Annotated in this window: 14 protein-coding genes and 1 pseudogene; 7 read left to right on the top strand and 8 right to left on the bottom strand. The window is 71.5% G+C overall.

Going from position 1 to position 21,862, the window contains the following annotated elements; all coding sequences use genetic code 11:
- The first annotated feature begins 97 nt into the window (after positions 1–97).
- Together AB0I69_RS03215 and rfbC are read left to right on the top strand one after the other, a co-directional pair.
- Positions 98–2,062, top strand: coding sequence for a glycosyltransferase family A protein (locus AB0I69_RS03215; RefSeq protein WP_363093771.1), 1,965 nt, complete (start codon positions 98–100; stop codon positions 2,060–2,062).
- A gap of 39 nt (positions 2,063–2,101) precedes the next feature.
- Positions 2,102–2,710 (top strand): dTDP-4-dehydrorhamnose 3,5-epimerase, encoded by a 609-nt coding sequence (gene rfbC, locus AB0I69_RS03210; RefSeq protein WP_363093769.1) that lies wholly within the window; start codon positions 2,102–2,104, stop codon positions 2,708–2,710.
- Here the strand turns inward: rfbC and AB0I69_RS03205 are convergent.
- The 6 genes from AB0I69_RS03205 to AB0I69_RS03180 all read right to left on the bottom strand — a co-directional run bounded on the left by AB0I69_RS03205 (position 2,700) and on the right by AB0I69_RS03180 (position 9,318).
- Complete coding sequence (locus AB0I69_RS03205) at positions 2,700–3,503, bottom strand: class I SAM-dependent methyltransferase (protein ID WP_363093767.1); 804 nt, start codon at positions 3,501–3,503, stop codon at positions 2,700–2,702. The genes rfbC and AB0I69_RS03205 overlap by 11 nt on opposite strands.
- The gene (gene rfbD, locus AB0I69_RS03200; protein WP_363093766.1) at positions 3,500–4,381 is read right to left on the bottom strand and encodes a dTDP-4-dehydrorhamnose reductase; all 882 of its coding nucleotides are present in this window, start codon (positions 4,379–4,381) and stop codon (positions 3,500–3,502) included. Before rfbD ends, AB0I69_RS03205 begins: the two co-directional genes overlap by 4 nt.
- Positions 4,381–5,352 carry a dTDP-glucose 4,6-dehydratase gene (gene rfbB, locus AB0I69_RS03195; RefSeq protein WP_019057837.1) on the bottom strand — a complete coding sequence of 324 codons (972 nt, stop codon included), beginning with the start codon at positions 5,350–5,352 and terminating at the stop codon, positions 4,381–4,383. Before rfbB ends, rfbD begins: the two co-directional genes overlap by 1 nt.
- Positions 5,349–6,416, bottom strand: coding sequence for a glucose-1-phosphate thymidylyltransferase (locus AB0I69_RS03190; RefSeq protein ID WP_363093765.1), 1,068 nt, complete (start codon positions 6,414–6,416; stop codon positions 5,349–5,351). Before AB0I69_RS03190 ends, rfbB begins: the two co-directional genes overlap by 4 nt.
- A gap of 91 nt (positions 6,417–6,507) precedes the next feature.
- Positions 6,508–6,792: a hypothetical protein gene (locus tag AB0I69_RS03185; protein ID WP_363093764.1), complete on the bottom strand. Its 285-nt coding sequence runs from the start codon at positions 6,790–6,792 to the stop codon at positions 6,508–6,510.
- Positions 6,793–6,873: 81 nt separating this feature from the next.
- Positions 6,874–9,318, bottom strand: coding sequence for a SpoIIE family protein phosphatase (locus tag AB0I69_RS03180; protein ID WP_363093763.1), 2,445 nt, complete (start codon positions 9,316–9,318; stop codon positions 6,874–6,876).
- A 207-nt stretch (positions 9,319–9,525) separates the two neighbouring features.
- On the opposite strand from AB0I69_RS03180, the gene lanKC reads away from it, so the two are divergent.
- The 4 genes and pseudogenes from lanKC to AB0I69_RS03160 form a co-directional block, all read left to right on the top strand.
- Positions 9,526–12,126 carry a class III lanthionine synthetase LanKC gene (gene lanKC / locus AB0I69_RS03175; protein WP_363093762.1) on the top strand — a complete coding sequence of 867 codons (2,601 nt, stop codon included), beginning with the start codon at positions 9,526–9,528 and terminating at the stop codon, positions 12,124–12,126.
- 47 nt (positions 12,127–12,173) lie between these two features.
- Positions 12,174–12,290 carry a SapB/AmfS family lanthipeptide gene (locus AB0I69_RS03170; protein WP_363093761.1) on the top strand — a complete coding sequence of 39 codons (117 nt, stop codon included), beginning with the start codon at positions 12,174–12,176 and terminating at the stop codon, positions 12,288–12,290.
- 91 nt (positions 12,291–12,381) lie between these two features.
- Positions 12,382–14,205, top strand: coding sequence for an ABC transporter ATP-binding protein (locus AB0I69_RS03165; protein ID WP_363093760.1), 1,824 nt, complete (start codon positions 12,382–12,384; stop codon positions 14,203–14,205).
- Positions 14,205–16,739: pseudogene (locus AB0I69_RS03160) on the top strand (ATP-binding cassette domain-containing protein); the annotation flags it as partial. The gene AB0I69_RS03165 and the pseudogene AB0I69_RS03160, both read left to right, overlap by 1 nt.
- A gap of 228 nt (positions 16,740–16,967) precedes the next feature.
- On the opposite strand, the gene AB0I69_RS03155 reads toward AB0I69_RS03160, so the two are convergent.
- Positions 16,968–17,576 carry a response regulator transcription factor gene (locus AB0I69_RS03155; protein ID WP_363093759.1) on the bottom strand — a complete coding sequence of 203 codons (609 nt, stop codon included), beginning with the start codon at positions 17,574–17,576 and terminating at the stop codon, positions 16,968–16,970.
- 285 nt (positions 17,577–17,861) lie between these two features.
- On the opposite strand from AB0I69_RS03155, the gene AB0I69_RS03150 reads away from it, so the two are divergent.
- On the top strand, positions 17,862–20,009 hold the full coding sequence (locus AB0I69_RS03150; RefSeq protein ID WP_363093758.1) for a SpoIIE family protein phosphatase: 2,148 nt from the start codon (positions 17,862–17,864) through the stop codon (positions 20,007–20,009).
- A gap of 71 nt (positions 20,010–20,080) precedes the next feature.
- On the opposite strand, the gene AB0I69_RS03145 is transcribed toward AB0I69_RS03150, so the two are convergent.
- The gene (locus AB0I69_RS03145; protein WP_363093757.1) at positions 20,081–21,481 is read right to left on the bottom strand and encodes a S1 family peptidase; all 1,401 of its coding nucleotides are present in this window, start codon (positions 21,479–21,481) and stop codon (positions 20,081–20,083) included.
- Positions 21,482–21,862 lie beyond the last annotated feature (381 nt).

Genomic DNA, 21,862 nt, shown 5'->3' with positions numbered 1-21,862 from the left:
CAATGGGCGGCATCGAGACAGACCGGGTTAGCATCACCCCACTCGCGCCGTTCCGCAACGGGTGACGGTCAGCGCAAACAAGGGGGCTAGAAGCCGGATGTCGGTCAAGGTCAGTGTCGTCGTCCCTGTGTACAACCCAGGGCCTTATATCGAGGATTGCATCTCCTCTCTCCTCAGGCAGTCCCTGCCTAACGACGAGTACGAGGCGATCTTCGTCGACGACGGCTCGACGGACGGCACGCCCGCGCGGCTCGACGAGATCGCCGCCGAGCACCCCCACATGCACGTCATCCACCAGGAGGCGTCCGGCTGGTCGGGCAAGCCCCGCAACGTCGGCATCGCCGCCTCCAAGGGCGAGTTCGTCATGTTCGTCGACAACGACGACTACCTCGGCGACGAGGCCCTGGAGCGGATGTACGAGTACGGCGTGGCCAACGGCGCCGACGTCATCGTCGGCAAGATGGCCGGCAAGGGCCGCGGCGTACCCGTGGAGCTGTTCCGCAAGAACTATCCGCACGCGTCGGTCGAGACCGCGCCGCTGATGGACAGCCTCACCCCGCACAAGATGCTCCGCCGCGCGTTCCTCGACCGCATCAACCTGCGGTTCCCCGAGGGACGTCGCCGCCTGGAGGACCACGTCTTCGTGACGGAGGCCTACCTCGCCGCGGACAACGTCGCCGTGCTCAGCGACTACGTCTGCTACTACCACATCAAGCGCGAGGACGCCTCGAACGCCGGCTTCCAGCGCTTCGACCCCGTCGGCTACTTCAAGAACCTGCGCGAGGCCCTCGACGTCGTCGAGAAGTACACCGAGCCGGGTCCGGCCCGCGACAAGATCTTCCGCCGCTGGCTGCGCGTGGAGATGACGGAGCGCCTCGGCGGCGGCCGGCTGCTCAAGGCCCCCGACGACTACCGCCGGCAGCTCCTCAAGGAGATCCGCGGTGTCATGACCGAGCGCTTCGGCCCCGGCGTCGCGGCCGGTCTCGGCCCGCGCCTGCGGGTCGTCGCCGCCCTCGCCGCCGCCGACCGCTACGACGACCTCGTCGAACTCGCCAAGTGGGAGGCCGCCCTCAAGCCGACCGCGGTCCCGGGCGAGATCGAGTGGCGCGACGGCAAGCTGCTGGTCCACTACCAGGCCGAGTTCGTCATCGACGGCAAGCCGGCGATCTTCGAGGCCAAGGGCGCCCCCGCTCCCAAGCACCCGGAGCCGAAGACCCTCGCCGAGGCGACCGCCATGCTGACGGCCGACGCCACCGCCAACTTCAAGAAGGCGACGGCCGACCTCGTCGTCCGCGAACGCACCAGCGCCGCCGCGCACTTCCAGCCCGTGCAGATCTCGCACGAGACAGTCGCCGACGGAACCGGCGTCCGCCTGGTGCTGCACGCCACGGCCACCGTCGACCCCGCCACCGCGGCCGGCGGCGCCCCGCTGGGCAGCGGCCTCTGGGACACCTACGTCCGCGTCGCCATCGGCTCCTGGAACAAGGAGTGCCGCCTCGGCCCGGTCCCGCAGCACGGCGAGAACGCCGGGCACGCCGGTGTCGTCGCCGGCCAGGTCATGCTCCCGTACTACACGGAGCCGCACGGCAACTTCTCCCTGGACGTCGACAAGGCGAGCAAGCGCCTCGGCCTCGCCGACCTCAAGCCCGACGACTTCACGGTCACCGGCGCCCGCGTCGGCGTCCTGCTCCCCTTCTACGTCTCCGGTACCACCGACGTACTGCTGCGTCTGACCCACAAGTCGTCCGGTACGACCCTGGACGTGCCCGGTGTGGTCTCCCCCGAGTCCTCCGGCGCACGGCTGGCCGCCGAGGTGCCGGCCGCCGACCTGAAGGACGCGGCGTGGAACGCCTCGGTGTGCCTGACGCCGGCCACCACCGGGCAGCGCTTCCTGACACTGCCGGTCCGGCTGACCGGTGACGCCGGTGGCATCCGGGTCGAGGCGGCGCCGAAGGCCAAGCCCGCCGAGCCCAAGCCCGCGCCGAAGCCGGTGGCCGCCAAGCCCAAGCCGGGGCTGGCCTACCGGGTGGCGCGCAAGCTGAAGCGCGCCCTGAGCAAGTAGCACCGCACCACACGAGCAAGCCATGGAGGACGGAAGAACGTGCGATCACTGGGGATTGAAGGCGCCTGGGTCCTGGAACCCAAGGTCTTCCCTGACGACCGGGGCAGTTTCCACGAGTGGTACCGGGGCGAGGAGTTCCGCGAGGCCACCGGGTACGACCTGGCTCTGTCCCAGGCCAACTGCTCGGTCTCGCGGCGCGGTGTGGTGCGCGGAGTGCACTTCTCCGACGTGCCGCCGAGCCAGGCCAAGTACGTCAAGTGCGTGCGCGGCGCCGTCCTCGACGTGATCGTGGACATCCGCGTCGGCTCTCCCACGTTCGGTCAGTGGGAGGCCGTCCGGCTGGACGACGACACCAAGCACGCCGTGTTCCTCGCGGAGGGTCTCGGGCACGCGTTCATGGCCCTGACCGACGACGCGACGGTCGTGTACCTGTGCTCGACGGGGTACTCGCCCGGCCGCGAGCACGGGATCAACCCGCTCGACCCCGCGCTGGGCATCGTCTGGCCCGAGGGCTTCGAGCCGGTGCTGTCGGAGAAGGACGCGGAGGCTCCGACATTGGCAGAGGCGGAGCAGTCAGGACTTCTTCCGTCCTACGCGGACTGCTCCGCCTACTACGAGCGACTGCGGAGTGGGCAGCTCAGCGACTGACGCTGAGCTGCTCCACCGAGCGGCGCAGGGGCTCCCAGCCGCGGGACCGCTTGGTCCCGCGGTCCCGCGCTTTGGCGAGGGGGCCCCAGAAACCGGCGCCGAGCAACGCCTCGGGCTTCACCGCGGTGGTGCGCTCCAGGATCGCCTCGGGCACCTTCTGCGGGTCCGGGACCTCGAACTCGGCGACGATCTCGTCGTACTTGTCCTGCAGGACCGTGCTGCTGGGGTCCGCGCCGAAGACGACAAGCTGCCCGGTGGGCTGGGTGTCGACCAGGACCGTCACCAGGTCGGGACGGTAGCGGGCGAGGATCTCGACGAGCTTGTAGACGTCACCGGTCCAGGCGTCGGTGTGCCGGTCCCGGGCCGCCTCGTCGATGCTGCGCGGCAGCATGTCGTCGAAGACGATGACGCTGGCCCAGTCCGAGTGCTTCTCCACGTTGATGAAGTCGCGCAGCGCGTACTCGAACAGGTGCATGCCGTCGATGAACGACAGGTCCAGCGTGGTGGTCTTCCACCAGCCCAACGGGCTGCGGTTGCGGGCCAGTTGACGCAGCGGGTGACGACCGCCCCGCAGGTGCACCAGCGGGTTGTCGCGGGCGAAGAAGTCGTCACTGGTCGCCTTGGCCAGGTGGACGTCACAGCGGATCTCCGTGACCACCTTGAACGCGGGATCGATCGCAACACTGGGCACCCGGGAGAGCGTCAGGCTGCGGCCGTCGTTGACGCCGATCTCCAGGTAGTTGCGGTTCGCGGTTGACTTGTGGAGCCCCCGCAGGAACTCATGACGTTTCACGAAGAAATCTCCTTGCGGATGTGAGGAAGTGCTTCGTGCAGGGCGGACCGCCAGTCCCTCGGCGGTTCCAGGCCGACCTCCCGCCACCGCTCGTGCCCGAGGGCGCTGTAGGCGGGGCGGGGCGCGGGACGGACGAAGGCCGCGCTCGTGGTGGGGCGGACACGCTCCGGGTCGGCGTCGATGAGCCGGAACACCTCCTGTGCGAGACCGTGCCAGCTGGTCTCACCGGAGCTGGTCGCGTGGAACACCCCGTGCGCGCCTTCGACTTGACCGATGCGTTCGCCGAGATCGGCGATCCGCACGGCGACGTCGGCGGTCCAGGTCGGCTGACCGCGCTGGTCGTCGACGACGTCGAGAGTGTCCCGACGTGCCTCCAGCTCGATCATCGTGCGGACGAAGTTACCCCCACAGGCTCCGTACAGCCAAGCCGTGCGCACGACGGCGCTCGCACCTGGCAGTTCCTCCAACACGGCCTGCTCGCCCGCGAGTTTGGTACGGCCGTACGCGGTGCGGGGTGCGGTGGGGTGATTCTCCGGGTACGGCGTGCTGCGGGCCTCGCCGTCGAAGACGTAGTCGGTGGAGACGTGGACCAGCCGCGCGCCCGAGGCGGCGCAGGCGCGGGCGAGGAGCCGGGGCCCCTCGCCGTTGATGCGAAGGGCCCGCTCCTCGTCGGTCTCGGCGTCGTCGACGGCGGTGTACGCCGCGCAGTTCACCACCACGTCGGGGTGGTGCTCCGCGAACGCCCGGTCCACCGACGCGGGGTCGGTGATGTCCAGGGCGGCGCGGTCGAGACCGACGAACTGCTCACCGCGGCGGGCGAGTTCCTCCAGCACATCGTGGCCGAGCATCCCGCCGGCACCGGTGACCAGCCACTTCATCAGCCGCGCTCCACCCGGGCCTTGAGCGGCTCCCACCAGGCGCGGTTGTCGCGATACCAGGCGACGGTGTCCGCGAGGCCGCTCGCGAAGTCGTGCTGCGGCTGGTAGCCGAGCTCGTCGTGGATCTTGGACCAGTCGACGGAGTAGCGCAGGTCGTGGCCCTTGCGGTCCTCGACGCGCTCGACCCGGTCCCAGTCCGCGCCGCAGGCCTCAAGCAGCAGACCGGTGAGCTCCTTGTTGCTGAGCTCGGTGCCGCCGCCGATGTTGTAGACCTCGCCGGCGCGGCCCTTGGTGCGCACCAGCTCGATGCCCTGGCAGTGGTCCTCGACGTGCAGCCAGTCACGGACGTTGAGGCCCTCGCCGTACAGCGGGACCTTCTTGCCGTCGAGGAGGTTGCTGACGAACAGCGGGATGACCTTCTCGGGGAACTGGTGCGGCCCGTAGTTGTTCGAGCAGCGGGTGACGCGCACGTCCAGGCCGTGGGTGCGGTGGTAGGCCAGGGCGAGCAGGTCCGAGGACGCCTTCGACGCGGAGTACGGCGAGTTCGGCGCCAGCGGGTGGGTCTCGGGCCAGGAGCCGGTCTCGATGGAGCCGTAGACCTCGTCGGTGGAGATGTGCACGAACGGGGTGCGGTAGCGCAGGGCCGCGTCCAGCAGGACCTGAGTGCCCACCACGTTGGTGCGGACGAAGTCGGCGGCGCCGTTGATCGAGCGGTCCACGTGGGACTCGGCCGCGAAGTGGACGACCTGGTCCGCCTCGGCCATCAGCTTGTCGACCAGTTCGGCGTCGCAGATGTCGCCCTGGACGAACTCCAGGCGCGGGTGGCCTATTTCCAGGTTGTCGAGCGTGCCGGCGTACGTGAGCTTGTCCAGCACCGTGATGCGGGGCGCGTCAGCCGCGTCCGAGGCGAGGAGCGTGCGGACGTACGTGGAACCGATGAATCCGGCGGCGCCGGTGACGAGGAGATTCATGAACGGATCTGCACCTTGCTGTGGTCTCCGAGAACGAGGCGGTGGGCGCTGGGTACCCCCGGAGCGGGGGTCACTTCGACGTGCTTGCCGATGAGCGAGGACTCGATCCGGCCCACCCCGGCGATGGACGAGTCCTGCAGCACTATGGAGAACTCCAGCTCACTGTCAGTGATCCTGCAGTTCTCCGCGACCGAGGTGAAGGGGCCGACGTAGGAGTCGCTCACCACGGTTCCGGACCCGATGATGACGGGGCCGACGATGCGCGAGCGCTCGATGCGCGCGCCCTCTTCGATCACCACGCGGCCGATGGTCTCGGACACGTCGTCCACCTCGCCGTCGATGCGGCGGTCCATGCTCTCCAGGACGGTCCGGTTGACCTCAAGCATGTCGACGACGTTGCCCGTGTCCTTCCAGTAGCCGTGGATGACCGAGGAGCGCACGTCGGCGCCGTCGTCGATCAGCTGCTGGATGGCGTGGGTGATCTCCAACTCGCCGCGCCAGGACGGCTTGATGGCGCGTACGGCGTCGTGGATGGCGGGCGTGAAGAGGTAGACACCGACCAGAGCGAGGTCGCTCTTGGGGTGCTCCGGCTTCTCCTCCAGGCCGATGACCTGGCCGGATTCGCTGAGTTCGGCGACGCCGAAGGAGCGGGGGTCGGGCACGTGGGTGAGGAGGATCTGCGCGTCGGGCTTGTTGGCCTGGAAGCCCTCGACGAGACCGGTGATGCCGCCGACGATGAAGTTGTCACCGAGGTACATCACGAAGTCGTCGTCGCCGAGGTACTCGCGCGCGATCAGAACGGCGTGGGCCAGTCCGAGGGGACGGTCCTGCGGGATGTAGGTGATCTTCAGGCCGAACTTCGACCCGTCACCCACCGCCTCCTCGATCTCCGCCGCGGTGTCACCGACGATGATGCCGACCTCGGTGATACCCGCGTCGGCGAGCGATTCGAGCCCGTAGAAAAGGACGGCCTTGTTGGCCACCGGGACGAGCTGTTTTGCCGATGTGTGTGTGATCGGCCTCAGGCGGGATCCAGTGCCGCCGGAGAGAACGAGAGCCTTCATCGCTTCACCTTAGCGTCATCTTTGGACGTGCATCGTTCCTCCCTATGTTCGTTTATTACGACCGGCCAACAATGAGGGGGCTATGAGGTGTCTAGTCGCCCGACGGATCGGACAAATCACCCGCCACTCGTGCTACGTCCGCCTCGACCTCGGTCCGGTCGAGGCCCTCGTCCTTCGCGTATTCGTCCGCGGCGGCCTGCATGTCACGGGCGAGGTCACGCCAGGCCCGCCAGGCGGTCTCGTAGATGTCGGTCTCGGCCTCGGTCCAGGATTCGTGGGCGGGGGCTCCCAGGGAGTCCCGCATCTCCTGGACCCGGGCGCGTGCCGCTTGGGCCGCGCGGTGCTTCTCGACCAGTTCTTCGAAGGTGTGTGCCACAAGCAGGCACCCCATCACGGCGGGCGGGCGCGACCGCTCCGACCTGCCGCTGTACGTCCGTACAGGCACCCGTGCGGCCGTCTACCGGTCGAGAGCGATCTCGGCCCACACCTGTTTGCCGCCGCTCACCGGCACCGTGCCCCACGCCGCCGACATGGCCTCCACGAGGAGGATGCCGCGGCCTCCGGTGGCCTCCCAGCCGATGCTGGTGGGTTTGACCGGGGTGCGTGGTGAGGAGTCGGCGACGGCGACGCGGAACCGGTGGTTGACGAGGGTGAGGTCGAGGCGGACCGGGCCGTCGGTGTGCACCAGGGCGTTGGTGACCAGCTCGGAGACGACGAGCAGGATGGTGTCGGTCTCCTCGGTGACGCCCCAGGTGCGCAGGGTGCGCTTGGTGAAGCGGCGGGCGTGCCGGGCGGCCTCGGGGACGCGCCACACCGTCCAGTTCTCCCGGCGGGGGCGGGTGGCCAGGCCGTCGTAGCGCATGAGGAGGAGGGCTACGTCGTCCTCGCGGCGGGCGTTGCCGAGCAGGGCGTCGGCGACGAGTCCGAGGTGGGCGGGGTCGGAGACGGCGAGGCCGTGGGCGAGGCGGTCGAGGCCCTCGTCGATGTCGGCCTCCTTGGACTCCACGAGGCCGTCGGTGGTGAGCGCGACGACGGTGCCGGGCTGGAGCCGGAGCGGGCTCATCGGGAAGTCGGCCTGTGTCACCACGCCGAGCGGCGGGCCGCCGTCCGCGTAGGGGATGTCGGTGCTGCCGTCCGGGTGACGCAGGACGGGCGGGAGGTGACCGGCCCGGACGTACCAGGCGGAGCCCTCCTCCAGGTTGACGTCGACGTAGCAGCAGGTGGCGAAGAGGTCGGTCTCCAGGTCGATGAGGAGACGGTTGGCGTGCGAGACGACCACGTCCGGGGGGTGTCCCTCGACGGCGTAGGCGCGCAGCGCGGTGCGCATCTGGCCCATGAGGGTGGCGGCGCCCGCGTTGTGGCCCTGGACGTCGCCGATGACGAGGGCGACGTGGTTGTCGGGCAGCGGGATCACGTCGTACCAGTCGCCGCCGACCTCAAGACCGGCCGTGGTCGGCAGATAGCGGGCGACGGCGACCGCGCCCGGGAGTTTCGGCAGACGGCGCGGGAGCAGTTGGCGCTGGAGCATGCCGACGAGTTCGTGCTCGGCGTCGAAGGCGTGGGCGCGCATGAGGGCCTGTCCGGCTAGGCCGGCGGAGGCGGTGAGCAGGGCACGTTCGTCGGGGCCGAAGACGTGCGGGTCGTCCCAGCCGATCAGACAGGCACCGGAGACCCGGCCGCCCGCCGACAGCGGCAGTACGGCGAGGCCACCGGGTCCGACCTCGGCGAGGGCGGGTTCCAGGTCGGTGCCCGCGGGCCAGATCGCGGCACGGCCCTCGCTCAGGGCGGCGGCGAGGGTGGGCATCGCGCGGACGGGTGCGTCGGGCCACTCGCTGCGCCACTCCAGGCGCCACAGCTCGGGCCAGGACTCCGGTTCGGGCGGGTCGAGGACGGTGACGACGAGCCGGTCGCCCTCCAGCTCGGCGAGTGCGATGCGGTCGGCGCGCAGCGGTTTGCGCAGGGCGGCGACCACGGCCTGGCTGACGTCGCGGACCGTGCCGGCCATGGCGAGCGCGGCGGCGAGGCGCTGGACGCGGGCCACGTCGTTGACGCCGGAGCGCAGCTGGGAGGCGTCGCCGACGGTGCCGACGAGGCGGGCGGGGCGGCCGTCGCCGCCGGGCAGGAGCCGGCCGCGCAGCCGCAGCCACTTCGGCGGTCCCGAGGGCTGCAGGACCCGGAACTCCAGCTCGCGGTCGCCGATGGCCATGTGGTCGGCCTCGACGACGGACATGAGCGAGGGCAGGTCCTCGGGCACGGTGAGCCCGAGCAGAGTCTCCACCTTGCCGTCGAAGTCGTCGGGGCCCAGCCCGAACAGCGTCAGGATGTCGCCGCCCACCTCGACCCGCCCGGTGTCCATGGCCAGGTCGAACGAGCCCGCGGGCAGTTCCTCGCCCGCCACGGCAGCGGCCGGGACCGGGATCGCGACCGCCTCGGCGACCAGGGCGAGGCATGCGCGGTCCTCGGTGTCGAAGCCTGCCGGGCGCTCGCTCACCGCGAGCAGACAGCCGCCGCTCCGGTCCCCGTGCACGGGCAGGGCCGCCAGATGGAACTCCCCGGACGGCAGCCGCCGCGAGTCGCAGCCCACCGCCAGCTCCTCGGGGCCGAGCCACACCGCACGCCCGGCCCGCCGCACCTCGGCGACCGGTGATCCCCCGGACGCCGGATAGGCGTCCCGCAGCCCGTACAGCGTCCGCGGCACACCCACCGACTCGACCAGGCACAGCAGGTCGGCGTCGTCACCGGGTGTGTACACCCCGGCGAAGCTCGCGGAAGCGAAGACGAGGACCTGTTCGAGGACGCGGCGCAGCCGTTCGCGGGGGTCGAGATCGACGGTGAGCGTTTTGAGGGCAAGTTCGGCACGCAGCGTTCTCGTTCTGCGTCCCACAGCGCCCTCACTGACCACGTCCGCAATTACAGCGCTTATGCAGCCGCTGCGCAGCCCCTGTGACCGTTCCGTGGAGATGAGGGACCGGATGGCCCCCTGTCCGCTCGAAAGGGACCGAACAAGTCTTTACGCATGCGTTTCGCACAGTGACCTCGTGACAGTCGTGACTGTCCCCCTCCGCGGCCCGGCTGGGAGATTCGTGCCGGGCCACGGAGGGGGACGACCATGGACAAGCGGTACGAGGTGTACGCGCTCGCCGACAGGCACTTCTACGAGACACCGGACCGCCTGTCCGCACCCGGTACGGACGCCTCCGCGCCGCTGTTCGAAACGGCGCGCCGTGACGTCCCCGAGGGCTGGAGCTCGGCCCGGATCGGCGACTGGCTGACGCTGACCCCGCTCGACGAGGACGGCAGCCCGCTCCCCGGGCCGGCCCAGGGCTGGAAGATCCACGCCTCGGCCACCCGGGCGAACGCGGACCGCGTCGCCGCCCTCGTCTGGGACTACTGCGTCCCGCGCCGCATCCCCTTCAAGTTCGTCCCGGGCCCCCACTTACTGCACCTGCGCAACACGAAGTACGCGGGCCGGGACACCAGCGGCAAGTTCGTCACGGTCTACCCGTCCGACGAGGACCAACTCCACGAGATCCTGAGCGAGTTGGGCAAACTCCTGGAGGGCTTCGAGGGCCCGTACATTCTCACCGATCTCCGCTGGTACGACGGCCCGCTCTACGTCCGTTACGGCGCGTTCGCGCGCACCTTCGTCGTCGACGAGCGGGGCTCGCTGGTGCCGGCGGTGCGGGACGGCTCGGGGCGGTTGGTGCCGGACCGGCGGGCGCCGTCCTTCCAGGTCCCGGAGTGGGTGACACTGCCCGCGTTCCTGGAGCCGCATCTCGCGGCGCGCAACACCACGACGGTCGGCGAACTGCCGTACCGCATCGAGAAGGCGCTGCACTTCTCCAACGGCGGCGGGGTGTACGCGGGCACCGACACCCGAGACGGGCGCAAGGTCGTCCTCAAGGAGGGACGGCCGCACGCGGGGCTCGCCTCGGACGGTGCCGACGCGATCGTCCGACTGGAGCGCGAGAAGCTGGCGCTGGAGCGGCTCGCCGGGACCGGGGTGGTGCCCGAGGTGCGGGACTGGTTCCTGCTGGGTGAACACCGGTTCCTGGTCATGGACTTCATCGAGGGACGCCCCCTCAACTCCTTCTTCGCGGAGCGGCATCCGCTGCTCACCCCGGACCCCGACCCGGACGCGGTGGCCGCGTACACGGCGTGGGCGCTGAAGATCCACGGCGCGGTCGAGCGGGCGCTGGAGGCGGTGCACGCGCGCGGGATCGTCTTCAACGACCTGCACATCTTCAACGTCATCGTCGCGCCCGACGAGGAGTCGGTGTTCCTCATCGACTTCGAGGCGGCTGCCCCGGCCGAGGAGAACGGCCGACAAGTCGTCGCCCACCCTGGCTTCTTCGCGCCGCCGGACCGCCGGGGCGTCGACGTCGACCGGTACGCGCTGGCCTGTCTGCGGCTCGCCCTGTTCCTGCCGGTGACCACGCTGTTCGTGGTCGACCGCGGCAAGGCGGCACACCTGGCCGAGGTGATCGCGGGCCAATTCCCGGACGTACCAAGGGAGTTCCTGGACAGGGCGGTCGCGGAGATCACCCGGGGCACAGGCACGATCTCCCCGGCCTTCGTACGGCCCGGCGACTGGCCCTACAGCCGTGACTCGATGGTCAAGGCGATCCTCACCTCGGCGACCCCGGAGCGGGACGACCGGCTCTTCCCGGGCGATGTCGCCCAGTTCTCCGACGGCGGCGGACTCGGCCTGGCGCACGGCGCGGCCGGTGTGCTGTACGCACTCGACGCGACCGGGACCGGCCGCTACGAGGAGGGCGAGCGCTGGCTCCTGGACCGCACCGCCCCGCCCCCGGTCGGCACCCCGCTCGGCCTGTACGACGGACTCGCGGGCGTCGCCCACGTCCTCGACCGGCTCGGCCACCGCCAACGCGCCCTCGACCTCATCTCCGGCATCCTCGCGGAACGCTGGCAGAACCTCTCCTCCGACCTGCACGGCGGCCTGGCAGGACTCGGCCTGGTCCTCGGCCAACTGGCCGCCGACACCGGCGAGTCGGAGCTGCGCGAGCGGGCGGCGGAGGCCGCGGACATCCTCGTACGACGGCTGGCGGAGCCGCGCCCCGCCACGCCCCGGCGGCGGGCCGGTCTGCTGCGGGGCGCGAGCGGGCCCGCGTTGTTCCTGCTGCGGCAGTACGAGTGGACCGGCGACCGGCGGTTGCTCGACGCGGCGGCCGGGGCGTTGCGCCGCGACCTTGAGTGCTGTGTCGTGCAGCGTGGCGGCGGGCTTGAGGTCGACGAGGGGTGGCGGACGCTGCCGTACCTCGGCGACGGGAGCGTGGGCCTGGGCATGGTCCTTGACGACCTGCTGGCCCAAGTCCCCGACGAGGACGGGGAGTTCGAGCGCGCCCGCACCGGCATCCTCACGGCGGCCACCTCCCGTTTCTACGCGCAGCCCGGTCTGTTCCAGGGCCGCGCGGGGATGATCCTGCACCTCGCCCGTACGACCGCGCCGGGCGCCGATGCCGGCAGGCTGGCCGAACAGGTCGCCGGCCTCGACTGGTTCGCGATGTCGTACGAAGGTCAACTCGCCTTCCCCGGGCACCAGATGATGCGGCTGTCCATGGACCTGGGCACCGGAACGGCCGGGTGCCTGCTCGCGCTCGGCGCGGCCTTCGGCGATGCCGACTCCGCGCCCGGGCTGCCCTTCCTGCCGCCGCTCCGGCGGCCCACTCAGCACGGCTCCGCGATCTGACGGAGTCGTGACACCACCACCCCGTCCCCACAACGAAAGGACATCTCATGGCACTTCTCGACCTGCAGACGATGGAATCCGACGAGCACAACGACGGCGGCGGCGCGAGCACGGTCAGCCTGCTCTCCTGCATCAGCGCGGCGAGCGTTCTGCTCTGTCTCTGACAGCACGGTGAGCCCACGGCTCCGGGCGGCCCCCTCGTGGAAGGGGAGGGCCGCCCGGGGTCCACGTCACGTCACCCCGAGGGACCGCCGTATGACGACGCATGCCGAAGGCGCCCCGCTGACCGGCTCGTTGCTCCGGTCGGCCGTCCGCGCCGCCGGTCCGCGCTGTGTGGCGCTGTGCGCGGTCAGTACGGCGTCCACGGCCGCCGCGCTGCTGCTGCCCGCCGTGCTGGGCCGGACCCTGGACCACCTGCTGGCACACGCTCCGGCTTCGCGCTGGGTGTGGGGGTGCGCGGGGCTCGTGCTGCTGATCGGTGTGCTGGACGCGTGCGGGACGGTGCTCGGCGGCACGGTCACGGCCGGGTCGACGGCATGGCTGCGGCGACGCGTCACCGGACATGTACTTGCCCTGGGTCCGCAGGCCAACTCCCGTTTCGGCGCCGGGGAGTTGGTGGCCCGGCTGGTGGGGAACGCCGCGCAGGCGGGGACGGCTCCGGGTGCGGTGGCGGCGCTGCTCGCGGCACTGGCGGGGCCGGTCGGAGGCGTGGTCGCGCTGGCGTTGATCGACCCGTGGCTGGCGGCCGTCTTCCTGGCCGGTGCCCCGGTCCTCACCGTCCTCCTACGCGCCTTCGCCCGTGACACCTCGGAGTGTGTGACGCGCTACCAACAGGTCCAGGGGCGGATCGCGGCGGCGCTCGCGGAGGCGATGGGTGGCTTCCGTACGATCCAGGCGGCGGGTACGGCGGACCGGGAGACGGCACGGATTCTGCGGCCGTTGCCCGAACTCTCCCGCGCGGGTCACCGCATGTGGCGGGTGCAGGGTCGGGCCGCCGCACAGGCGGTGACCGTGGCGCCCCTCCTCCAACTCGCCGTCGTCGCCGTGGCGGGCTACTTGCTGACCAGGCACCGTCTGACGGTGGGCGAGGTGCTGGCCGCGTCCCGGTACGCGGTCCTGGCGACCGGAGTCGGAGTACTCGTCGGGCAGTTGGCGGGCCTGCTGCGCGCGAAGGCGGCGACGCGGCGCCTCGGCGAGCTCCTGGCCGAACCGGCGCCCGTCCATGGACACCGCCGTCTCCCGCCGGGCCCCGGACGCCTGGAGTTGCGCGGCGTGATCGCCCGGCACGGCGAACGCACGGTGCTCGACGGCATCGACCTGGTGATCCCCGGCGGTACGACCCTCGCCGTCGTCGGCCGCTCCGGAGCGGGCAAGTCACTGCTCGCCGCCGTCGCGGGCCGCCTCACCGACCCGGACGCGGGCGAGGTACTCCTCGACGGGATCCCGCTCCGCGACCTGCCCCACGACGACCTGCGCGGCGCGATCGGCTACGCCTTCGACCGTCCGGCACTGCTCGGGACGACGATCGAGGACACGATCGCGTTCGGCCTACGGTCGCCCTCCCCCGCCCGCGTCCGGCAGGCCGCGCTCATGGCCCATGCGGACACGTTCGTCCGCCGCCTCCCCCACGGCTACGCCACCCCCGTCGCCGACGCGCCCCACTCCGGCGGCGAGTCCCAACGCCTCGGCCTCGCCCGGGCGTTCGCCCACGAAGGCCGTGTCCTGATCCTCGACGACGCCCTCTCCAGCCTCGACACGATCACGGAACACCACATCACGAAGTCCCTCACGGGCCCCGACGCCACCGGCACCCGCCTCCTCATAGCCCACCGCGCCGCTACGGCGGCCCGCGCGGACCTGGTGGCCTGGCTGGACGGGGGGCGGGTGCGGGCGGTCGGGGTGCATGCGGAGTTGTGGGGGATGGCGGGGTATCGAGGGGTGTTCGGGGAGGTGGAGGGGTTGGCGGATACGGGAAGGGATGGGGTCGGCGTGGAGGCGGTGAGTGGTTCGGAGGGATCGGGGGCTGCCGAGAGAGCCATGCGCGGAGGGACTCGGGGCGCAGAGGGCGGGACGGGGTGATGTCGGGCGGGGAGGAGCAGGCGGGCCGACTGAACGGACCGATGTCGAACAAGGACCACCAGGGACGCCAAGGATCACCTGTCGGCAACGACTGCTTCGGCGATCACCCGGCAACGAACCCGCCGACGGACCTCGCGGGGGAGCAGACACGGCGAGGACCCGGAGAACGTGAACGGAGTGGCCCGACGGAGACCGAGTGGCACGGCGGGACCGAGGACGACGGTGATGGTCGTAGGCGCGGCCTCAGTCGACCGGGCTTCGGGAGACGGGACAACCCGGCGCCACCCGGCACCAAGTCGGCGGAGACCCTGCGCCGAACCGGCGACGGCATCCGTCGACACCGCCTCGGCTTCCTGCGTCGGCAGCGACTGAACCCGGCACCACTCGACGCCCAGCCGAACGAGGCCACGCGACCCGCCGAACCCCACGCCGACAGCAGCGCCCCTCGACGCGGCCTGCGCTCCCTTCATCGACGACGGCAGAAATCCGCGCCGCCCGAAGCCCAACCGCCAGGGACCACACCATCCACCCGGCCCGACGACAACGGCACCGTCCCTCGGCGCAGCCTCCACTTCCTCCACCGCCGACCGCAGGAACCGGCGCTGCCCCAAGCCCAGTTGGCAAAGGCCAGGCCACCCACCCGGCCCCACGAGAGCGGCTGCGGCCCGCGCTTCTTCCGCCGTCGGCCGCAGCAACCCCCGCCGCCCGAAGCCCCACCGCAGAAGACCACGCCACCCACCCCACCCCACGACGCCGACACCATCCCCCGCCGCGGCCTCCACTTCCTCCGCACCCGCCGGCCCGTGCTGGTCCGCCTCGGTGCCTGGTCCGTGCTGGAAACCGGGCAGACCTTTCTCGTCGGGTACGGGCTTGCTCGGGCGTTGGACGCCGGGTTTCTCGTCGGGCGGGGTGGGGTCGGGCTCGGGTGGCTCGCGGTGGCGGGAGTCGGGGTTGTCGTCGGAGCCTTCGGGACGGGGCGGGTCTATCGGGGTGTCGCCGATCTGGTCGAGCCGCTCAGGGACCGGCTCGTGGAGGGGGTCGTCGCTCGCGGGGTGCGGGAGGCGGACGGCGGGGCACTGTCCGGGCTGACCCAGCAGGTGGAACTGGCCCGGGACACCTTCGCCGGGCTGGTGATGGTGTCCCGTTCGTTCCTGTTCACCGCCGTGGGCGCGCTCGCCGGGTTGTTCTCGCTCGACCCGCTGCTCCTTCTCGTCGTGGCGCCGCCCCTCGTCGCCGGGGTGTGCCTGTTCTCGGCGACCCTGCGTCCACTGGCCCGGCGGCAGGAGACCTTCCTCCTCGCCGACGAGGCCCTCGCCGAGCGGCTGGGCACGGTCTGCCCGGGACTGCGGGACATCACAGCGGCGGGTGCCGAGGAACAGGTCGCCACCGACACCGGGCACCTCGTCGACGCCGAACTGCGTGCCGCGCGTTCACTGGCCCGCTGGGGCGTCCTGCGCGTGGTGTCCCTGGCGGTCGGCGGCCAGTTGCCGATCGTGCTGCTCCTCGCCACCGCCCCCTGGCTCCTCGGCCACGGCGTCACCCCGGGCGGTCTCGTCGGCGCCCTCGCCTATGTCACCCAGTCCCTGCTGCCGGCCCTCCAGAACCTGGTGCACGGCCTGGGCACCAGCGGCTCCCGCCTCGCGGTCGTCCTACGCCGCCTGGCACCCCCGTCGGCCTCCGGACCTCCGAACACAGTCCCCCGACTCGCCGCATCACCGCCCAGCACAGCCGTCCCCCAGGTCCCCGACTCCGGGCTCCCCCAAGACGCCCACCCGGCAGTCGTGGACACGAGCGGCATTCCGACCGTCGCCCCTCCCCCCACCTCGCAACCGGTCGGCGAACCCGTCCCCCACAACCCCAACTGCCCCTCCCCCCAAGGCCCGCACCCGGCCGTCGTAGACCCAAGCGGTGTCCCAAGCGGTGTCCCGACCACCGCCCCACACGTCGCCCCACCACCAGCCGACGAAGCTGTGCTCCACGACCCCGACCTCGCCGTCGTCGGCCCGAGCGGCGCTCCAACCACCATCACCCACCTCACCACCGGCCCACCCCCGCCCAACCCCCCAGCCCTCTCCCTCACCTCCGTCACCTTCGCCTACGGCGCTGCCGGCGAACCCGTCCTCCGCGACCTCACCCTCGCCCTCCCCCAAGGCGGCCACCTGGCCGTCGTAGGACCAAGCGGTATCGGGAAATCCACGCTCACCGCCCTCGCCGCCGGACTGCTGAAGCCCGGACACGGCACGATCCGGGTGTACGGGCGGCCGGTGTCCGAGACAGGCACCCAGCGTGTGCTCATCCCGCAGGAGGCGTACGTCTTCAGTGGGACGCTCGCCGAGAACCTCGGCCATCTGCGGCCCGACCCCGTGCCCGAGGCGGAGTTGCTGGCCGCGGCCGGCGCCGTCGGACTCGCCCCGTTGCTCGAAGCCCTCGGTGGGCCCGGCTCTCCGGTCGACCCGGCGGCGCTGTCCGCGGGCGAGCGGCAGTTGATCGCGCTGACCCGGGCCTATCTGTCGTACGCCCCGCTCGCTCTCCTCGACGAGGCGACCTGCCATCTCGACCCGGAGGCGGAGGAACGTGCCGAGCGGGCCTTCGCCCGGCGGGAGCGGAACGGCGGGGCACTGGTGGTCGTGGCGCACCGGATCAGTTCGGCGCGGCGGGCCGGGCGGGTGCTGGTCATGGACGGGCCGGAGACCGCGCTCGGTACGCACGACGATTTGCTCCGTCGCTCCCCGCTCTATCGGGAGCTGGTGGGCAGCTGGTCGTCAGAGCCAGCCCTCGCCCTGCGAGATACGGATCGCGTCGATGCGGTTGCGGGCCCCGGTCTTGCGGGTGATGGCCGCCATGTAGTTGCGCACGGTCCCGTGGGACAGGTGCAGGCTCCCGGCGATCTCCGCGATGGAGGCTCCCTCGGCGGCGAGCGATAACACGCTCAGTTCCCGGCGGGTCAACGGCATCTCCGCGGCCTTGAGGAATCCGAAGCCCAGCGAATCGTCGACGAAACGTTTCCCCTCGGCGACCCGGCGGATGCCGTGCACGAGCCGGTCGGGTGGGCTGGCCTTGTCGACGTAGCCGAGCGCACCCGCTTCGAGCGCCCGTTTCAGCAGGCCGGGGCGGTGTGCGGTGGCCAGTACGAGGAGGCGTGGCGGGGTGGGGCAGGTGCCGCGGGGGCCGAGTTCGCCGAGCGGCGGGATGCCGTACGTGTCGGCGCAGTCCAGGTCCGCCGCGCAGACGTCCGGCCGTACGGACCGGACGCGACCGGATGCGGTGCGCCACGGGGTGTCGTAGACCCCGAGGTCGGGTTCCCGGCGGAGCCACTCCGCGAGGACCGATCGCACCAGACACGCGTCGTACACCAGAAGTAGCCGGATCACTGCCGCCCCTTCAGCTCGCTGTTCGCCGGTTTCACGGTGGTTTCGCGCGTGCCCCATTGTTCGCTTCCGCGACCGCGCGCGGTCCCGGAGATCCGGCCAACAGGGTGCGCGGGGGCGCACGCGAGGCGCCCGTACGCCGCCGCGCGCTTCAATCTGGGGGGTATACGACAGGGGCCTTCGGGGTACGAACGAGCGCTTCACCACCGCGGGACGATCTCGTTCGCCGTGCGCGTCGGGCGCCCAGGGTGGAGCCTGATCACTGAGACCGCGCGGCCGTGCAAGGAGGTGGTCGGCGTGTCGGACGGACAGTCGTCCCACCTGGCTGCGGTCGGGCGGCCGATGCTGTCTCTCGCGCTGGCCGCGATGATGGACGCCGTCCACGCGCACTCGGGTGCCGTGTATCTGCTGACGCCCGACGAGCCGGTGCTGGAGATGGCCGTGATGGCGGGGCTGCCGCGCGCCTTCGCGGCGCCCTGGGAGCGGGTCGGGCTGAGCGCGCCGATCCCGGTCGCCGAGGCGGTGCGCGAGCGGCGGCTGGTCTGGGTCGGCGGCGAGGAGGACATGGCCCGCCGCTATCCGCGCATCGCGGTCGTGCTGCCGTACCCCTTCGCCCTGGCCGCCGTGCCGATCGCCACGGAGTCGACGGTCCACGGCTCGGTGTTCGTGACCTGGCCCGGTTCGCATCCGCCGGTCCTGTCCGACCGGGACCGCGACCAGCTGACCTCCGCCTGCGACCGGCTCGCGGTGCGGCTGGAGCGGGCCGTCGAGGAGCGTCGCCCGGTGCGGGCCGAGCCCGATCTGCTCGCCACCGGGCCCGCGACGAGCGTGGCCGGGACGCTGGGCACGGTCGAGGCGGCGCGGATGGTGGCCCGGCTGCCGTACGGGCTGTGTTCGCTGGATCTGCACGGGCGGGTCGGCTTCGCGAACGAGGCGGCCGGGGAGCTGCTCGGCATGTCGGTGAGCAGGCTGCTGGGCACCCAGTTGTGGGCGGCGGTGCCCTGGCTCAACGACCCGGTGTACGAGGACCGTTACCGGGCCGCGCTGCTCAGTCAGCAGGTCACGTCGTTCGTGGCGCTGCGACCGCCGGGCGAGTGGCTGTCGTTCCGGATGTACCCGAACACGACCGGGCTGAGCGTACGGATCAGCCGGGCGCGGGCGGTGACGGAGTTGGCCCGGGCGGCGCCGCAGCCCGGTGAGGGGCCGTCGCGGCTTGTGACCATCTCCCAGGTGCTGAGCCTGGCCGGGGCGCTCACCGAGGCGGTCGGGGTGGAGGACGTGGTGCAGCTGATCGCGGACGAGGTCGCCCCGGCCGTGGGCAGCCAGGCGCTGGTCGTCCTCGGTTCGGGGGGCGGGCGGCTGCATGTGCTGGGGCATCGCGGATATCCGGACCCGCATGTCGTCGAGCGCTTCGACGGAATGGCGCTGACCGGGTCGACACCCGGGACGGCCGCGCTGAACAACGGTGTGCCCGCGTTCTTCGACTCACGGCAGGAGCTGGAGCGGCTGTATCCGAGCCGGCACGCCACCCCCGACGGGTTCGCGGCCTGGGCGTATCTGCCGCTGATCGCGTCCGGGCGGCCGGTGGGCACCTGTGTGCTGGCCTATGCCGAGCCGCACGTCTTCCCGGCGGACGAGCGGGCCGTGCTGACGAGTCTGGGCGGGCTGATCGCGCAGGCCCTGGAACGTGCGCTGCTCTACGACGCGAAGAACCAGCTGGCCCATGGACTGCAGGCGGCGCTGCTGCCGCACTCGCTGCCGCCGGTGCCGGGCATCGAGGCCGCCGCCCGCTATCTGCCGGCCACCCAGGGCATGGAGATCGGCGGCGACTTCTACGACCTGGTGACGTCCGAGGGCCTGGCGGCGGTGATCGGTGACGTACAGGGGCACAACGTGACCGCGGCCGGGCTGATGGGGCAGATCCGGACCGCCGTCCGCGCGTACACCACCGTCGGTCAGGCTCCCGCGGAGCTCATGCGCAGCACCAACCGGCTGCTGATCGACCTCGGCTCCGAACTCTTCGCGAGCTGTCTGTATCTACGGCTCGATCCCGGACGCGGTACGGCCGTGATGGCGCGTGCCGGGCATCCGCCGCCGTTGCTGCGCCGTCCGGACGGGCGGGTACGGGTGCTGGACCTGGCCGGTGGTCCGTTGCTGGGTATCGACGCCGACGCCGTGTATCCGACGACGGAGGTCGATCTCGCGCCCGGTTCCGTCCTCGCCCTCTACACCGACGGGCTCATCGAGTCGCCCGGCGTAGACATCGAGGACGCGCTGGCCGAACTGGGCCAACGCCTCGCAGCGGCAGGGGACTTGCCGCTGGAGGAGATCGCCGACGAACTGGTGCGGCACAGCGCCGCGGCACAGGAGCGGATCGACGACGTGGCGCTACTACTGCTGCGGGCCCGCGAGCCGGGACCGGGTCGACTGCCGTGAAAGCAGGGCGGTCCGGCCCTCCCGCCGGAGGGCCGGACCGATCCACCGCCGACCTGAAGGAAGGGGTCGGATCAGTGGTTCGAGGTGAGCGACGAACCGTCGTTGGCCCCGGTGCCGGTGTTCTGGCCGGTGCCGCTCTGGTCCGCGCCGGTGCCCGTGGCGTCGGTCGCGGACGGGTCGACAACGCCGGACTGGTCACCGGTGCCGTCGGTCGCGCTCGGGTCCACGGCTCCGGACTGGTCGCCCGTGCCATCGGTGGCGGACGGGTCCGCGGCGGTCGCCGACGGGTCCGCCGTGGCGGTGTCGCCCGCACCGGCACCCGCGCCGGCGTCACCGAGAGTGGCCCCGGTCGCCGTGAGCGCGGCGGTGACCGGCTGGAAGAAGGTCTCGCCGCCGGCGGTGCAGTCGCCGCTGCCGCCGGAGGTGAGGCCGACCGCGCCGCCGTCCTGGGTGAAGAGCGAGCCGCCGCTGTCGCCCGCCTCGGCGCAGACGTCCGTCTGGATGAGGCCGTTGACGGTGTCGACACCGTTCGGGTCGGTCTCGCTCTGGAAGTTGACGGTCGCGTCGAGCCCGGTGACCGAGCCGTCGTGCAGACCGGTGGTGGAGCCCATCCGGAAGACCTGCGTGCCGACCGTGGCGTCCTCGGCCTGGGTGATCTGGACGGTCTGGCCGTTGCCGACGTTGACGTCGCTCGTGGTCTGCGTGGCCGGGTCGTCGTACTTCACGAGGGAGAAGTCGTTGCCCGGGAAGGTGGCCTGGTCGACGGTGGCGATCGGAGCGCCGTCCTGCGAGTCGGACCACTGCTTCGCCGCGACGCCGCAGTGTCCGGCGGTCAGGAAGGCGGGGGTGCCGTCGCTCGCGGTGACGTTGAAGCCGAGGGAGCAGCGCACGCCGCCCTGGGCGGTCTGGGCGAAGATGGCGTCGCCGCCCGAGACCAGCGTCTTGAAGGACCCGGCGGTCTTCTTGACGGTGGCCATGCTGGTGCCGAGGCTCTTGACCGTCGACAGCACGGTGTCCCACTTGGTGCCCGTGACGGTGCTGTCCGCGAGGACCTGGATCTTGTTGGTCTTCGGGTCGACCGACCAGGCGGTGCCGGGGACGGTTGCCTTGGTCTTCAACACCTTTGCGGCGGCGGTGAGTTCGGCGGTGCTGTTCTGCACCTCGCGCACCTTGGCGCCGGCCTTCTCGGCCTGCACGACCACGTTGTTGTTGTCGCCCGAGATCACGTTGACGACGAGCTGCTGCGTGGCGCTGTCGTAGTAGGACCCGGCGAAGGCGTCACCCAGCAGTCCGGCGATCTGCGAGGAGAGGTCGGAGGCGCCCGTCGCCTTGAGGGTCTTGGGGGTGGCGGCGCCTGCCGAGTTGTCCTGGGACGCGTTGGCGTTCGGCAGCAGGATGGCCGCCGCTCCGAGAGCCGCGACACCTCCGACGGCTATCACGACCTTGCGCTTCGGAATTCGCTTGTGACTCAAACTTCTCGACCTCCTGGGGACCGGGGTCTGTGCCGCCGGGTGGCGGCTTATGGGGGGGCGCCTGGATGCCCGTTGATACGCACGTGTCACGTGGGGCGTTCAATTCCGTTTCCCAACTTCCTTTACAAAAACGGGAATCGGCCATGTGCCGCCCCTGACCCGACGGGGGTACGAGGTGGCTGCGGGCCAGTGCCGACGGCGTGGCGGTCCGTGTCCGTCGGGCGCGCGCCGGGCGGTCGTATGTCTTGATCGAACCGGTGTCGGCCGAACCTGCCCACGCACCGGCCCCGTTCGCGCACTCCCGGCACAGTCCCGGACCGACACGGAACGCGATCGGTCGGCAACGGTCCGTCGAGAACAGCGGGCGGAATCCTCACTTCA

The organism is Streptomyces sp. NPDC050508 (genome assembly GCF_040655155.1).
Classification (GTDB): Bacteria; Actinomycetota; Actinomycetes; order Streptomycetales; family Streptomycetaceae; genus Streptomyces.
This window is presented reverse-complemented; position numbering and strand designations above follow the sequence as displayed.